Annotated in this window: 10 protein-coding genes and 2 pseudogenes; 4 read left to right on the plus strand and 8 right to left on the minus strand. The window is 73.7% G+C overall.

The genetic code is table 11. The features are described from left to right. The 4 genes and pseudogenes from ABZY44_RS06635 to ABZY44_RS06650 all read right to left on the minus strand — a co-directional run. Nucleotides 1-307: pseudogene (locus ABZY44_RS06635) on the minus strand (hypothetical protein); the annotation flags it as partial. Between the two features lie 206 nt (nt 308-513). Then, nucleotides 514-2,319 (minus strand): ABC transporter permease/substrate binding protein, encoded by a 1,806-nt coding sequence (locus tag ABZY44_RS06640; protein WP_356650590.1) that lies wholly within the window; start codon nt 2,317-2,319, stop codon nt 514-516. Further along, a complete protein-coding gene (locus tag ABZY44_RS06645; RefSeq protein ID WP_356650592.1) occupies nt 2,319-3,437 on the minus strand; it encodes a betaine/proline/choline family ABC transporter ATP-binding protein in 1,119 nt (372 codons plus the stop codon). The genes ABZY44_RS06640 and ABZY44_RS06645 overlap by 1 nt, the downstream gene beginning before the upstream one ends. A 137-nt stretch (nt 3,438-3,574) precedes the next feature. Next, entirely contained in the window at nt 3,575-4,585 is a 1,011-nt protein-coding gene (locus ABZY44_RS06650) for a SigB/SigF/SigG family RNA polymerase sigma factor (RefSeq protein ID WP_356650594.1), read from the minus strand. An 825-nt stretch (nt 4,586-5,410) separates the two neighbouring features. Here ABZY44_RS06650 and ABZY44_RS06655 point away from each other — a divergent pair. Continuing rightward, nucleotides 5,411-6,506, plus strand: a pseudogene (locus ABZY44_RS06655) (S8 family serine peptidase). A gap of 88 nt (nt 6,507-6,594) precedes the next feature. On the opposite strand, the gene ABZY44_RS06660 reads toward ABZY44_RS06655, so the two are convergent. Further along, a complete protein-coding gene (locus ABZY44_RS06660) occupies nt 6,595-8,067 on the minus strand; it encodes a cellulose binding domain-containing protein (RefSeq protein ID WP_356650596.1) in 1,473 nt (490 codons plus the stop codon). Between the two features lie 42 nt (nt 8,068-8,109). Then, entirely contained in the window at nt 8,110-9,660 is a 1,551-nt protein-coding gene (locus tag ABZY44_RS06665; protein ID WP_356650598.1) for a beta-N-acetylhexosaminidase, read from the minus strand. Nucleotides 9,661-9,889: 229 nt separating this feature from the next. On the opposite strand from ABZY44_RS06665, the gene ABZY44_RS06670 reads away from it, so the two are divergent. After that, entirely contained in the window at nt 9,890-10,744 is an 855-nt protein-coding gene (locus tag ABZY44_RS06670) for a GntR family transcriptional regulator (RefSeq protein ID WP_356650600.1), read from the plus strand. Nucleotides 10,745-10,780: 36 nt separating this feature from the next. On the opposite strand, the gene ABZY44_RS06675 is transcribed toward ABZY44_RS06670, so the two are convergent. Together ABZY44_RS06675 and ABZY44_RS06680 are read right to left on the minus strand one after the other, a co-directional pair. Continuing rightward, nucleotides 10,781-11,605, minus strand: coding sequence for a GntR family transcriptional regulator (locus ABZY44_RS06675; RefSeq protein ID WP_356650602.1), 825 nt, complete (start codon nt 11,603-11,605; stop codon nt 10,781-10,783). A 124-nt stretch (nt 11,606-11,729) separates the two neighbouring features. Continuing rightward, the gene (locus ABZY44_RS06680; protein ID WP_356650604.1) at nt 11,730-13,436 is read right to left on the minus strand and encodes an IucA/IucC family protein; all 1,707 of its coding nucleotides are present in this window, start codon (nt 13,434-13,436) and stop codon (nt 11,730-11,732) included. Between the two features lie 118 nt (nt 13,437-13,554). On the opposite strand from ABZY44_RS06680, the gene ABZY44_RS06685 reads away from it, so the two are divergent. After that, entirely contained in the window at nt 13,555-15,093 is a 1,539-nt protein-coding gene (locus tag ABZY44_RS06685; RefSeq protein WP_356650606.1) for an IucA/IucC family siderophore biosynthesis protein, read from the plus strand. Nucleotides 15,094-15,137: 44 nt separating this feature from the next. Next, entirely contained in the window at nt 15,138-15,809 is a 672-nt protein-coding gene (locus ABZY44_RS06690; RefSeq protein WP_356650608.1) for a class I SAM-dependent methyltransferase, read from the plus strand. Nucleotides 15,810-15,835: the final 26 nt, after the last annotated feature.

The following is a 15,835-nucleotide window of genomic DNA, read 5'->3' on the forward strand; positions in this document are numbered from 1 at the left end:
CGCAGATGGTGTTGGTGTGCTGTTTGGGGGGCGCCCAGGCCCCCCGGGCGAGCGCGCGGGCGGGGGGGGCGCCGGCCGGGCCCGGCCCGCCCGCCCGGTCCGCGCCGCCGACCGCCAGGACCGGCGCCGTCGGCGAGGTGTGCCGGTGACCGCAGGGATCGAAGACCAGGACCACCGGCCGGCCCGGGCGCTGACGCCAGGAGATGCGTTCCGGTGCGCCGTCGCACACCGGGCAGCAGGGCAGCGCGCCGCTCTCCGGCCGGCAGTCGGGGGCGGCCGCGAGCGGCGTGGAGTGCGGATCGCGCATGGAGACTCCCTGGTCGTGCGGCGGGGCTGCTCGCACTGTGCCATGGACGGACCCCTGTCCGCACGGGTGAATCCGCCCGGGTTCCGGCTGGTCAGCGCCGCCGTACGCAGGTGGCCGGCGCGCGAAGGACCGTAAGGGGTCCTTCGCGCGCCGGCCACCTGTCACCACGCGCCCCGGTCACGAACCCGCTCGGGCCCGGACCCGGCTCACGCCAGCTTGTCGACCTCGGGGTGCTCGGTCAGCCAGGTGCGCACGGCCTCCTGCTCCTTGCCCTTGCCCGACTCCTGGATCTCCGCTTCCAGACCGGTCAGCTGGGCCTCGGTCAGCTTGAACGAGGAGAGCCACTGGGCGATCTTCGGCTCGTCCTCGGCAAAGCCCTTGCGGGCGATGTTGTGGATGCCGTCACCCTGGCCCCATACGCCCTTCGGGTCCGCGAGCTTCGTCAAGTCGTAGGTGGAGTAGGCCCAGTGCGGCGACCACAGCACGACCGCGACGGGCTCCTTCTTCTCGTACGCGCGCTTCAGTTCGGCGAGCATGCCCGGGGTCGAGCCGTCGACGACCTTGTACTCCCCGTCGAGGCCGTACTCCTGGAGGACCTTGTCGTTCAGGATCCCCATCGCGCCCGCGCTGGGCTCGATGCCGATGATCCGGCCCTTGAACTCCCCGCCCTTGCCCTTCAGATCGGCGAGGGACTTCACGTCCTTCATGTAGGACGGGACGGACAGCTCCAGGGAGGTGGGTCCGTACCAGGAGCCGAGGTCGTCGAGCTCGTTCCCGTACTTCTTCCAGTACTCGGCCTGCGTCACCGGCAGCCAGGAGTCGGTCTGGAAGTCGACCTGGCCTCCCGCGAGCCCCGTGTAGAGCGCGCCGAGCTCCAGCTGCCGGGCGTCGACCTCGTACCCGCGGCGCTCGAGGAGCTCCTTCCAGAGGAAGGTCGACGCGATGCCCTCGTCCCACGGGATGTAGCCGATGCTGACCTTGCGGCCCTTGCCGATGTTCGCGGCGCCGGCCCCGGCGGCCGCGTTGACCTGCGACTTCCCGGAGTCTCCGAAGACTCCGAGGCCGCCGGCGACCAGGGACAGCACCACGGCCGAGGCCACGGCGAAGACGGGCTGCGGACGGTGGCTCCACACCTTGGCGGTGCCGGTGGCGGCGGAGCGCGCCTTGGCGAGGGCGCGGCGGCCGAGCGGGGAGACCTGGCGGCCGAGCGCCCCGGTCATGCGGTCCAGGTACATGGCGAGGATGACGATGGAGATGCCCGCCTCGAAGCCGAGGCCGATGTCCACGCTGCCGATGGCGCGGTAGACGGCGCCGCCGAGGCCGCCGCCGCCGACCATGCCGGCGATGACGACCATGGACAGGCCGAGCATGATGACCTGGTTGATGCCCGCCATGATCGTGGGCAGGGCCAGCGGGAGCTGGACCCGTACGAGGGTGTCGCGCGGGGTGGTGCCGAACGCCTCGGCGGCCTCCACGAGTTCGGCGTCGACCTGCCGGATGCCGAGCTCGGTCATCCGGACGCCGGGGGCCAGCGAGAAGATGATCGTGGCGATGATGCCGGGGACCACGCCGACCCCGAAGAAGATGATGCCGGGGATCAGATAGACCATGGCCGGCATGGTCTGCATGAAGTCCAGTACGGGTTTCAGCACGGCGCTGACCCGGTCGGAGCGTGAGGCCCAGATGCCCAGCGGGATCGCGAAGAGCAGCGTGACCAGGGTGGCGACCACGACCAGTGCGAGCGTGGACATGGCGTCGGGCCACAGCCCGACGGAGTCGACGAGCGCGAAGCCGGCGAAGGCGAGCAGCGCGGCGAGCAGCCCGCGCAGCCACCACGCGGCCACGGCCAGTACGCCGGCCAGGAGCAGCGGGTTCGGCGCGGACAGCACGGCTTCGATGCCGTCGTAGAGCCCGGTGACGACGGAGCTGATGGCGTCGAACAGCCAGGACAGGTGGCTCTGGAGGAAGTCGACACCGCTGTCGACCCAGGCGCCGAGGTGCAGGCGGGGCATCACGCGGCCACCTCTTCGCAGTGCAGGGGGGATCGTCGCTCGTCGCCGATGAAGGCGACCAGGCGGTCCTGCGGGACCGAGCCGACGACGGCGCCGTCCGCGTCGGTGACGCGGACGGGATGCGGGACGCGGGCGCTGACGGCGCACAGGTCGGCGAGCGGGGTGTCGGCGTCGACGGTGGGGCAGTCACAGACGGCCCGGTCCCCCGCGTCGTCCGTCATGACGGCGTCGGCCGTGAGCACGCGCGAGCGGTCCACGTCCTGGATGAAGGAGGCGACGTAGTCGTCGGCGGGACGGGTGAGGATGTCCTCGGCCGTGCCCTGCTGGACGATGCGGCCGTCGCGCATGACGGCGATGCCGTCGCCGAGCCGCATCGCCTCGTTGAGGTCGTGGGTGATGAACACGATGGTCTTGCCCAGGCGTTGCTGGAGTTCGAGCAGCTGGTCCTGCATGTCCCTGCGGATCAGCGGGTCGAGCGCGCTGAAGGACTCGTCCATCAGCAGCAGTTCGGCGTCGGTGGCCAGGGCGCGGGCCAGGCCCACGCGCTGCTGCATGCCGCCGGAGAGCTCGTCGGGCCAGGACTTCTCCCAGCCGCCGAGCCCGCACAGCGCGAGCGCCTCGGCGGCCCGCCGTTCGCGCTCGGCCCGGGGGACGCCCTGGACCTCGAGGCCGTAGCCGGCGTTCTCCAGGACACTTCGGTGCGGAAACAGCGCGAAGTGCTGGAAGACCATGCTGATCTTGGTGGAGCGAACCCGGCGCAGCTCGCGCGCGGAGAGCGCGGTGAGGTCCTCGCCGTCGAAGAGGATGCGTCCCGCGGTGGGCTCCAGCAGTCCGTTGAGCATGCGCAGCAAGGTGGACTTGCCCGATCCCGACAGACCCATGACGACGAAGATCTGGCCGGGCTCGACGCGGAAGGAGGCGTCGATCACCGCGGCGGTCGTACCCTCGGCGCGCAACCGGTCGCGGTCGGTGGCGCCGCTCTCGAGCGCGCCCACCGCCTTCGCGACGGCCGGGCCGTTGTCGGGTCCTTTGCCGAACACCTTGTACACGTGCTCGGCTATGAGCGTGGACACATACACCTCACGGGTCGTACGGGGGACGGCCCACCGGCGTGGCATACGTGCGGCCGGCGGGCCATGGAGCGCGACGGGATCCGCCCGTCGCCCGCGCTTCGGCCGTGTCGGCCGGCGGACGGGTCCGCTCCAGGGCCGCTACTGCCCTGCATTAACCCGCGCAAACAGTGAAGTGAGTCATGTCACTTGGGTACGCCGCCGCCCGCGCCCCGGGACGCACCCTCCGGGCCTGATTCCGCTTCCTGCGCGGCCCCCGCTCCGTCCTGGTCCGCGTCGGCCAGCATGGAGGTCCTCAGATGCGCGAGGACCCGGGTCAGCAGACGCGAGACCTTCATCTGCGAGATGCCGAGGGCGGCGCCGATCTGGGCCTGGGTGAGCTCCTCGCCGAAGCGCATGGACAGCATGCGGCGCTCCTGGTCGCTGAGCTGTTCCAGCAGCGGTGCCAGGCTCTGGATGTTCTCGACGTGCTCGAGGGCGGGTTCCTCCGCTCCCATGGTGTCGGCGAGGGAGTGGCCGTCGGTGCGGCCGTCGCCGTGGTCTGCCTGGAGGGCGTCGAGGGAGCCGCTGGTGTGGCCGTTGGAGGCGACGATGCCCTCGATGACCTCCTCCTCGGTGAGGTCGAGGTGTGCGGCGAGGTCCGCGACCGTCGGCGGCCGGTCGAGGAGCGCGGTCAGGCCCTCCTTCGCCTTCGCGAGGTCGATGCGCAGCTCCTGGAGCCGGCGGGGGACGCGGACGGCCCAGCTGGTGTCGCGGAAGTGCCGCTTGATCTCGCCCCTGATGTACGGCATCGCGAGGGAGGAGAACTCGATCTCCCGGTCCGGGTCGAACCGGTCGATGGCCTTGATCAGGCCGATCGTGCCGACCTGGAGGAGGTCTTCGAGGTCGCCGCCGTCGCTGCGGCTGCGGAAGGGGCGGATGGCGAACTGGACGAGCGAGACGTTCATCTCGACGAGCGTGTCGCGGACGTAGCGGTGCTCAGCGGTGCCTTCGGTGGTTTCGCGCAGCCGTCGGAAGAACAGTCTCGACAGCTCGCGCGCGTCCGCCGGGGCCACCTCGCGGGGTTCGTCGATCCGGGGCAGGGGGACGGACGGTGCGGGGCCGGTCGACGGCTCGGCGGCCGCGCGGGCGGCTGGGCCGGCGAGCGGTCCGGTGCGGGGGCCGGCGGTATGGGAGAACTGTGCGGGGATCAGCATGGTGTCGCTCCTTGGGCTGGTCGGCTTGCGGCGCGTGACCTTGATGGTCGTCCACCTTAGCCGGTTCCGCATTCCATCCCCAGCCCCGGCTCCGCATCCCAACCGGCCGGGCCCGGGCCACATTTGTTGCCCGCTCCCGTTCCGGTTGCACATCAGCCGGGCGCGCTGAGCGCGGTGAGTCGTCGGTCACTCCCCCACGGCGGCGCGGGGAAATGCGGCGTCCGCGGCGGTGCATGTGGCCGAGGTCACGGCCCTTTCGCGTCGCCCGCCCGGGGAGAGGGAGGGGAGAGGAGGGACCCCCCGTCCGCGCCGCGCTCGCACGGTTCCCCCCGTCTGTGAGCTCGGTCTCGCACCGGGCCCACCTGTACGTATAAGGATTCTGTTGGGGTGACCTGGGAGGGTTCGGCGGAGAAAGACCCCAGGGCGGGAGGCTCGGTTCCCCCTCTTGCGCCCCATCGCCCCCGGTACCCCCGGGCGTCACCCCGGCACCCTTGTGGGAAGGGCGTCCCCGGCAGCTACCTCGTCGTCCTCGATCCGGCCCGCGCACAGGCCCGTACGGCGTCCGGCCCGTCCCTCCTCGCACGGTACGTCGGGACGGTCCGGCACACGTACGGCTCCGCACTGAGCGGCTTCTCCGCCCGGATGACCGAGCGCCAGGCCCGGCGGCTCGCCGCCGACCCGGCGGTCGCCCAGGTCGCGCAGAACCGCACGCTGCGGCTCGACTCCACCCAGCCGGGCCCGCCGTCGTGGGGCGTGGACCGGGTCGACCAGCGCCGGCTGCCGCTGGACGAGGCGTATACGTACCCGAGTTCGTCGGGACAGGGCGTGACCGCCTACGTCATCGACACCGGGATCAACATCGGCCACCAGGACTTCGGCGGGCGCGCCTCCTACGGCTACGACGCGATCGACGACGACTTCGAGGCCGAGGTCGAGCACGGGCACGGCACGCACGTCGCCGGGACCGTCGCCGGCACCACCTTCGGGGTGGCCAAACAGGCGAAGGTGGTGGCCGTCCGGGTGCTCGACCGGTCCGGGGAGGGCACGACCGAGCAGGTGGTCGCCGGGATCGACTGGGTGACCCGCAGCGCGGTGAAGCCGGCCGTCGCGAACATGAGCCTGGGCGGGGATCCGGACGACGTCCTGGACGCGGCCGTGCGCGGCTCCATCGCCTCCGGGATCACCTACGTGGTGGCCGCGGGCAACCAGGGCATGGACGCCTCGGGGCACTCGCCGGCCCGGGTCTCCCAGGCCCTGACGGTCGGGGCGGCCAACGATCACGACGCCCGCTCCTCCTACTCCAACTTCGGCCCCGGACCTGTTCGCCCCCGGCGACCACATCACCTCGGCCGTCTACTGGGACGAGGAATGGAGCACCGTCATGTCCGGCACCTCGATGGCCACCCCGCACGTGACCGGTGCGGCGGCGCTCTACCTCTCGGACCACCGCACCGCCACCCCGCCCCAGGTGGCGGCCGCCCTGACGGCGTCGGCCTCCACCGGCGCCGTGCTCGACGCCGGACCGGGCTCGCCCGACCGCGCCCTCTACGTGGGCAGCACCCCGAACCGGGTGCCCGGCAAGCGTTTCGCGAACACCACCGACCTCCCGGTCGGGGACCTGGAGACCGTCGAGTCGCCGATCACGGTCAGCGGGGTGCCGGGCCGGGCGCCCGCCCAGTTGGAGGTGGAGCTGTACGTCAAGCACCCGGCTTCCGGAGAACTGCGGATCGACCTGATCGCACCCGACGGGTCGGTGTACCCGGTCAAGGACGAGTACACGGGCTGGGGCGAGAGCGACCTCGTCGCTCTGTACGCGGTGGACGCCTCCTCGGAGACGGCGGCGGGGGTGTGGAAACTGCGCGTGTTCGACGCCTGGGCCGGATACACCGGCTACCTCGACGGCTGGGCGCTCCGGTTCTGAGCGGTCACGGGCCGCTCGCGGACGCGTGACCCGGGGGTGCGGCGCGGGCCGGCGGGCCCGCGGCGCACCCCCGCCTCGCGAAGGCCGGTCAGGCGCCCGGGACCGTGTCCACGAAGGCCGTGCCCGCCGTGCGGTAGGCCCCCACCTTGGCCGCGACCTGGGCCGGGGTGAGCACCTGGTCCTTGACGTGCAGGACGTAGTCGACCTTCTGGTCGTAGGCGCGGGGCGTGGATCCGGGCTGGCCATTGAGGTCGATCAGCCATTGGTTGAAGTTGATCGACATCGGGCGCTCGGGCAGGTACCCGGCGTCGTGCGTGCCGAAGACCCGACCGTCGATGAAGTAGGTGATGGCGTTGCCGTCGATGGTCAGCACCAGGTCGTGCCAGCCCGCGTAGCTGGTCCGGGACTCGGTGTGCTGGTTGACGGCTTCCCACGGGTCGGGGCGGTACGTCTCCCAGGACGTGGTGTAGAGGATGTCCGAGGGCTCGCCCCAGCCGCCGTTGGGGAGGTACTCGAAGTCGTACTCGGCGTAGTCGTCGGCCATCGGGGCCTTGAGGTCGTTGATGGTGAAGAAGGTCTGCACGAGGTGGTCGCCGTCCGGGCCGTACTTCGGCGCGTCGGAGAACTTCACGCGCGCCGCGTACGTGCCGTTCTTGAACTTCGTCGCCTTGGTGAGCACCTCGGTCTGCTTGGTGCTCTCTCCGGAGCCGGCCGTGGAGGTCTCCAGGTTCATGATGGAGTTGCCGCCGTCGGCCGCGAAGGTGACGTTCTCCGGCGACCAGGCCGCTCCCGGGACTCCGGGGCCGCCGGAGTTGGAGCGCACGCTCCAGCCGTGGGCCGCGATCGCCGGATCCGTGGACGAGGTGTACGTCAAGTCGTCGAAGAGGGTGGCTCCGGCCGGTCCCGGGTCGGTCGGGGTCGGGGTGGGGCCGGTCGGCGTGGGCGTGGGGTCCGGGGTGTCGCCTCCCGGCGCGGTGCCCCAGACGGTGGTGGAGCCCAGCTGGGCGGTCACCTTGTCCCAGTCCCCGTACGCCGTGCGGGACCCGTCGAAGGAGTAGTCGTCGGACTGCCGCAGCGGCTGCCAGTCGGCGCGGTAGAAGCGCAGCTGCATGTCGCCGGTGTCGGCGCCGGGCGCGAGGGTGCCCGCGCCGGCGGCGAAGGTGATCTCCAGGTAGCGGTCGGCGGTGGCCGTGGGGTGGGCCAGGGTCCCGAAGGTGCCGGTGATGTCGGCGCAGCCCTTGACCGCCCAGGAACAGGCGTAACGGTACTGGGTGTCCGGACCGTCGGCCTTGAAGTAGTAACGGAGTGTGACCTGGCCGAGGGAGACGGCGGCGGCGCCGTTGTTGACCACCTTGAACCAGGGCTCCACCTGGTCGGCCGTGGCCCCGGTGGCGCTGGTGCGGTACTGGACCTTGACGGAGTCGGCCGCGGCGGTCGCGGGCAGGGCGGTCAGGGCCGCCGAGCCGAGTCCGGCGGTCAGGGCCGCGGCCAGGGCAAGGGCCGTACGGCGCTTGCCGGTTCGGCTGCCTCGGGGGACCTCGGCGGTTCGGAGCGTTCGCATGCTGCGTCCTCTCGGGTGGGGGGGATCTCGGGGTGGGGGGGATCACGGGATGAGCAGAGGGGGGTGCGGGGTTCGGCCGCGCACGCCGAGGGCGGCGAGCCGGGTCTGGTGGTGGTCCTGCCGGCGGCGGAAGTGCGGCCAGTCGCGGTGCGCCGACCAGGCGGTGTCGGCCAGGGCGCACAGCCTCGGGAAGGCCAGGTACTCGAGCTCCGCCGGGGTGCGGGCGTACTCGGTCCACAGCTGCGCCTGGGTGCCCAGTACGCGGCGCGCCGCCTCGGGCTCCCAGTGGGCGGGGACCGGCTCGTTCTCGTAGACGCCGCGCAGGTCGAGCACTCCGTCCTGACCGCGTGGCTCGCCGGGGTCGGCGGACTGCGGGTAGTCGAGGTAGGTGGAGCGGTACGGGGCCATGACCACGTCGTGGCCGCGCAGTGCGGCGGCGCGTCCGTGCTCCGCGTCACGCCAGGCCAGGGCCGTGAACTCCGCGGGGAGTTCGCCGCCGGTGTCGGTCCAGCCGAGCGGCCGGCGTCCGAGCCGGTCCAGGTGTGCGGCGACGGCTCCCAGGAACCAGCCGTGGAGCGCTCCCGGCCCCGGCAGTCCCTCGGCGGCGATGCGTGCACGGGCGGCCGGCGAGCGTTCCCATTCGACGGTGGGGCACTCGTCACCGCCGACGTGGACGTACGGCCCGGGGAACACGTCCGCGACCTCGTCCAGGACGTCCCGGCAGAAGTCGAGCACCGCGTCGTGGACCCCGAAGACGTTCTCGCAGACTCCCCAGCGGGTCCACGGCTCCAGCCGGACGCCGGGCCGGTTGCCGAGTCCGGGGTAAGCGGCGAGCGCGGCGCGGGCGTGGCCGGGCATCTCGATCTCGGGGACGACGCTCACCCCGCGCCGGGCCGCGTACGCGACGAGCTCCACCAGCTCGGCCCGGGTGTAGGCCCCTTCGTGCGGCGTGCCGTCCCCCGCGCTTTCGGCTCGGCGGCCGCCGATCTCGGTGAGCCGGGGACGGGCGGCGACGGGCATCCGCCAGCCCTGGTCGTCCGTGAGGTGCAGGTGCAGGACGTTGAGCTTGTGGAGGGCGAGGAGGTCCACGAAGCGACGCAGGTACGCCACGGGCTGGAAGTGCCGGGCCACGTCCAGCATGGCTCCGCGCCAGGCGAACCGGGGCCGGTCGGTGATCCGCACACAGGGCAGCGACCAGCCGGGGGCGGCCGTACGGGGCTGCGGGCCCCCGGCGGCCAGCACCTCGGACGGCAGCAGCTGGCGCAGGGTCTGGACCCCGTGGAGCAGCCCCGCGGGGCGGGCGGCCCGCAGCAGGACGGCGTCGGGACGGACGGTGAGGACGTACCCCTCGGCGCCGAGGCCGGCCTCGGCGGGATCCAGGAGGAGGGCGATCCGGCCGTCGGGGCTCGGCCCCAGGGCCGATCCGGTCGCGGGGGTGAGCAGTTCGCGCAGGAGTGCGGCCGCCGCCTCGGCGCCGGGTCCGGCGCGCAGGCCGTCGTGCCGGTCCAGGGCGAAGCGGCCGGGCTGGACGGTGAGCGCGTCGGGGCGCGGGACGAGCCCGAGGTCGGGAGGGAGGGCAGCGGCGGCGGACACGGCGTCGGGGATTCCTCACCTGGTCGCGGGCCAACTCCCCCGGGAAGACGGCGGGTTGACCAATTGACCAATTGGTTAGCTGAGTGGCTAGAAGGTGACACGGCCCGCGTGCGCCGTCAACCCCGAACGTACCCATGAGTTTTGGCGGACACCTCGCAGCCCCCCGCGTCCGAGTGGTTAGATGGGCATGACCAGTTGGACAGGTGACCGGAAGAATGTGGAGCGGACCATGGAGAAGGACGCGTCCGGCTCTCCGCACCCCTCGGGGGCGGTTCTCAAGCGGGAGCGGGTCCGCGAGCACCTGCTGGGCCTCATCGACATCCGCCGGCCCGGTGACGCCATCCCCTCCGAACGCACCCTGTGCGCCACCCTGGAGGTCTCCCGGCCCACCCTGCGTGCGGCGGTCGACGAGCTCGTGGCCACGGGCGCCCTCGTACGGGAGCACGGGCGCGGGATGTTCGTCGCCCCGGCCAAGATCACCCAGGAGCTGGCTTCCGACGAGGCGGCGTTCGCCATGCGCCAGGCGTCGGGGCACTGGTCCAGCCGGGTCCTGGAGCACTCGACCGTCCCGGCGGGCGCCCGCATCGGCCGTCGGCTGCGGATCTCGCCGGGCGCGCAGCTGCTGTACGTCGCCCGGCTCCGGCTGGTGGACGGGGCCCCGATGGCGATCGAACACCTGCACATCCCGGCCGCCCTGGTGCCCAGCCTGAGCCCGGCGGAGCTGGAGGCCGGGGACCTCTACGAGCACCTGCGCAACCACCACGGCGTCTTCGTGCACGAGGCGCGGCAGTCCATCGAGCCGACCGTGGCGAACGAGGCGGAGGCGGGCCTGCTGGACGTCCCGCCGCTCTCCCCCGCCCTGCTCATCGAGCGGCTCACCACGGATTCCACCGGCCGCCCCGTGGAGTACGTGCATTCCGTCTACCGGGGCGACCGCTACCGGATCGTCTCGCGGCTGGCCCTCGGGGTCTCCCCGGGAGCCGGGCGGCCGGGCGGCCACCATCCGGGGATCCCGCCGGGCGACCTCGGCCGTCGGGCGGTCATCACCTCCACCACCTCCGGGGACATCCACACCGGGTCCTGACGGCTGCGGGCCCGGCCCAGGGAGGGCCCCGGGCCCCTATGTCACCCGCAAGCCGTTCACGGGATGGGTCCGGTCGAAGGTCAGCCGGTCCCAGGCGGGGAAGGCCAGATCGGTGACGGCGAGCAGCCTTCCGGCGGCGTCGTAGAGGGTGCGGCGTACGGAGAGGCCGCCACCGGCCGGGGCCGCGGCCCGGGGGAAGGTGATCCGGGTCATGGTGATGGTCTCGGCGATCCGGCCGGCCTGGGTGGTGCGCTCCAGCCAGAGGTGGAGGGGGCGCAGGTCCTCGTCCCTCACGCCCGCCGCGGCACGCTCGCGGTAGCCGGCGAGTTCGGGGCTCTCGGCGACGGTGCGCGGGCAGAGGTACGTCACCGCGTGCCGCCGCGTCTGGCCCCCCGGCCCGTTCTCGCGGTGGTGGTGGACCAGGGTCCGTTCGCCGCCGGTCATGCCGAGCTGGTCGGCGAGCGCGGGGGCCACGGTGACGAGGGTGAGCCAGTCCTGCGTGGGGCCCGGGTCGGGCGCCGTCGGCGGGGACACGGGCGCGGCCGTCGTCGGTGCGGGCCCCGACGTCAACGCGGGCGCCGGCTGCCGGTCCGGCCCCTGCGTCCGCTCCGGCACCTGGTGCTGGTGGGCCGGCCGGGTGCCCCGGCGGCCGGTGACGGCGAGGCCGCTGTCGCGCAGGTGCTGGAGGGCGGCGCGGATGGTCTGCCGGTTGACCTGGTAGCGGACGGCCAGACTGCGCTCGGAGGGCAGTTTGCCGCCGGGAACGAGAGCCGTGCGGTCGAGTTCCTGCCGCAACGCTGCGGCGATCCGCTGGTACTTGGGCATGACGGCCGGGCCGCCGCCCCGCGAAGGGGAGGGCATGGCTTCTCCTCTGACGGGTGGTCAAGGACTGCGCGGTCTGCCCGACCAACGTAGCATTGGTCTATACCTCTCAGGCCCCAGGTATCCGGATTCCGGACCGGTTTGGCCAAAAGCGCACTCCCCCTCAGCAGTGCAGCGGATTGGGAAGCGGCAGGTAGCGGGCGTCCGCGCCGTCGGCGCGGGTCCAGCGCAGCAGCAGGTTGGTCTTGGCCGGGAGGGTGGGGGCGGCCAGCAGGGCCGCGATCTCGGGGAGACCGCGGGCGGCGTCGAACCGCCGGAACTCCGCGCGGGCCGCGGGCCAGAGCCCCGCGGCCGCCTCCGGATGGCACGCCGCGAGGGCTCCCGCCACCTCCGTCAGGTGGTTGACCACCAGGCAGTAGACCAGGCGCTGCCAGGCGGCCCCGCGCTCGATGTCCGGCAGGAGCTTCACGCCCTCCGCGTCCCGGAAGAGGGCCTGCGCCGGTACGCCCGCGGCGTCGACGGCGACCAGGGTGTTCTGGAGGTGGGCCTCCAGGACGATGCCGTGCCGGGCGAACAGGTGCAGCACGGGCGGCACCACCTGGCGCAGGTACGCCCGCCACCATCCGGCCGGGTCGGACGTGCCCGCGAGCGGGCTGCCCCGGTACCCCTCCGCCAGCGCGGCGGCCAGCAGCGGCGTGAGCCCCGGCTCCCGGTGCGGCCGCAGACCGTCGCGGACCAGCACGGCGAGCTCCTCGAACGCGAAGGCGGCCGTACGGTAACCCCGGTCGGGAAGCCAGGCGGCCCTCGAGCCGGTCCGGCGCAGCTCCTCGAAGCCCGCCTCGACCGCCGCGTCGGTGCGCCGGAGTTTCAGCAGGTCGTGGCGCCAGAGCCGGCGCACGTCGTTGGTGATCCGTACGTCGAGGCTGAACTTCACGAAGAGGTCGCCCGCCCCGTCGCCCGCGCGGTCGCCGCCGGCCGTGCCGCCGGCACCGGCCCGGGAAGCGCCGCCGGCACCGGCCCGAAAAGCACCGCCCGCACCCGCGTCGCCCTCGTCAGGCTCTTTTGCCCCGGGCACGTAGAGGGTGCGGACCGAGGCGGTCGGCCAGACGGGCTGCCGGCCGGTCCCCAGCCGCAGCAGCCGCCCGTCCGCGAAGGCCTCGCGCACCGCCCCCCGGGCCCCGACCAGCTCGAGCTGCCAGGGATGGGCGGGCAGCAGCCGGTAGCCGGCGGGCGGGCGGGGCCCGCCCCGTGCCGCCGCCAGCGAGTCGATCGCGGCGGCCGCGCCCGGTCCGCCCTCCTCCACCACCTGGTCCTCCCGCAGCCCCAGGAAGACGAGCGGGAACCGCGCGAACGCCTCGGGGGCGTAGGGCAGCCAGCTCGCCGCCGGCGCGCCGCCCCGGGCCTTGGGCGCCGGGTGGTGCGGATGGCCCATGACCAGGGACTGTTCGGAGCGGACGTACGGGTCCACGGGCGGCTCGGCCGCGGCGCGGGCGGCCAGCAGCGCGGCCACCGTCTCCCGGCTGTCGGCGATCTCGACCGGGAGCTCGTCGTTGGACACCCCGGTGTACTGGCGCAGTTCGTCGGAGACGAGTTTGACCAGCTCGGTATGGCTGAGCGGGTGCCAGGCGCCCGCCGTGCGCAGCTCGGGACGTTCGGGCCGGCGCCCGGCGCGCACGCGCAGCAGCCTGCCACTGCCCAGCAGCCGGTAGGAGCGATCGGCGCCCTCACCGCCCCCGGTGCGCTCGGCCGCCTCCCTGAGCAGACAGTTCAGCAGCGGGGCGGCCGCGTAGGCGTCGGCCGCGGCGTCGGCGTCGGCGTCGGCGTCGGCGGGGCGGGCATCGTCGGCGGAGTTGAGGTCCACTGCTTCCATTCGGTCATTCCGGTACGCCGGTGGTCCGCGGGACGGGACCACCGGCCGTGATCTTCAGTATCCGCGATGATGAACTGATCACCACGCCATCCGAGAGGACCGGACCCTGCGCCCCAGCATGCACCTCCCCGACACCCCGGCCGAAGAAGCCGTGGCCGCCGAGCTGGCCGCACCGGCCGGAATCCGCCCCGGCCTCGGACCCGCGTACGCCGCCGCGCTCCCCGGTGCCCGCGCCGCCGTGCTGACCCGGCTGTGGCGGGCACTCGCCTGTGAGCCCCTGCCGTGGGTGGAGGGTGTCGAACGGGGCTCCGCCGGCCTGGCGCTCCGGCTCGCCTCGGGCGCCCGGCTGGAGGGGCCGCACCCGGATCCGTACGCCACCGCGCCCTACGTCACCGAACTGCTGCTCGACGGCCGCCCGTACCGGCACGCCGCGCGGCTGGTGGCGGCGCTCGGGGTGGCGCACGGGGAGGAGTTCGCCGCCGAGCTCGACGGCAGTACCGCCTCCCTCGCCCTGTCCCGGGCCGGGCAGCCGGCCGGTTTCGACCCCGAGCCGCGGACCACCTGGGATTGGGAGCAGCGGGTCGTCGACGGGCACCCGTACCACCCCAACTGCCGGTCCCGCCCGGGGTTCACGGTCGCCGAGGAGCTGGCGTACGCGCCCGAGCACCGGCCGTCGGTCCCGCTCGGGCTGGCCGTCGTACCGGCGGGCGAGTGCCTGGTCGCCGGGGACTGGCCGGAGAGCTGGCGGGAGGCCGGGCGCATCCTCGTGCCCGTCCACCCCTGGCAGGCCGAGCACGTCGTGAAGCAGGGGGGTCCGCCGGGGCGGGAACTGCGGCCCGGACCGGACGCGCATCCGCTGATGGCCCTGCGCACGCTCTCCCCCGCCGACGGCGGCCCGCACGTGAAGACCGCGCTCAGCACCCGCCTCACCTCCTCGGTGCGCGACATCTCCGTCTACTCCGTCGAGACGGCCGCCGCCGTCTCGGCCTTCGCGCAGCGCCTCGCCGAACGGCTCGACGGCCGCCTCCACATCACCCGCACCCTGGGCGCCGTCACCGCGCGCACCCCGGACCTCGCCGCCGTGCTCCGCGAACCGCCCGAGGCGTACGCGGACACCGGCGCGGGCGAGCGCGTCCTGCCCGTCGCCGCCCTCGCCCTCACCCCGTACGCGCGCTCCGCGCCCTGGCGGGCCGGTTTCGCCCGCCTCGCGCTGTCCGTGTGCCTGCGGGTCCTGGACCTCGGGGTGGCCCTGGAGGCCCACGGGCAGAACCTGCTGGTCGTCCTCGCGGCGGACGGCGCCCCCGTGCGCCTGGTCTACCGCGACCTCGCCGACATCCGCATCAGCCCGGCCCGGCTCGCCCGCCACGGCCTGCCCGTGCCGCCGCTGTCCGGCCGCCTGATCACCGACGACGTGACCGCCCTGCGGCGCAAGCTCTTCGGCTCCCTGGTCGCCGGGGCGCTCGGCTCCACGGCGGGTTCGGCCGCCGCCCTCGGTGCGGACCTCGCGGCGGCGGCGCCGGGCCTCGCGCGCACCGCCGACACCGAGGCGCTCCTGACCGGCCCGCTGCCCACCAAGGCGCTGGCCCTGATGCGGCTGAGCCCCGGCGTGCCCGGCGATCAGTGGGCCGGGCTGGACAATCCGCTGGGGGTTTCCTGATCCGGCCCGGGTCCCGCGGCGCCGGCGGGCTACTGTCCGGGGGCATGGCATCGACTTCGCACCTGAGCACCGTCCGGGCGTCCTACGACGCCGTCGCCGCCGACTACGCCCGCCTGCTGAGCACCGAACTGGCGCGAAAGCCCCTGGACCGTGCCGTGCTCGCCGCCTTCGCGGAGTGCGTGCGCGGCGAGGATCCGTCGGGCGGCCGGGTGGTCGCGGACCTCGGCTGCGGTCCGGGCCGCGTGACGGCCCACCTCGACGGGCTCGGCGTACGGGCCTTCGGCGTCGACCTGTCCCCCGCGATGGTGGCGGTGGCCCGCCGGTCGTATCCGGGGCTGCGGTTCGAGGTCGGCTCGATGGGCGCGCTGGACGTGGCGGACGGGGTGCTGGGCGGGGTGCTGGCCTGGTACTCCACCGTCCATACACCGCCTTCCGAACTCTCCCCGCTGTTCGCGGAGTTCGCGCGGGTACTGGCCCCCGGCGGGTACGCGCTGATCGCGTTCGAGACGGGCGACGAGAAGATCCGGCTGGAACACGCGTACGGGCATCCGGTCGAGCTCGACGTGTACGGGGCCCCGCCCGAGCACGTCGCCGCGCTGCTGGCGGACGCCGGTCTGGCCGAGGTCGCCCGCCTGATCCGGGAGCCGGACGCCCAGGAGAGGTCCCCGCAGGGCTTCCTGCTGACCCGGAAGGCAGCCGGGGCCGAGCCGGCCTGACACGCACTTCCCCGCTGGCCTCGTCG

Source organism: Streptomyces sp. NPDC006544, assembly GCF_040611715.1.
Lineage (GTDB): Bacteria > Actinomycetota > Actinomycetes > Streptomycetales > Streptomycetaceae > Streptomyces.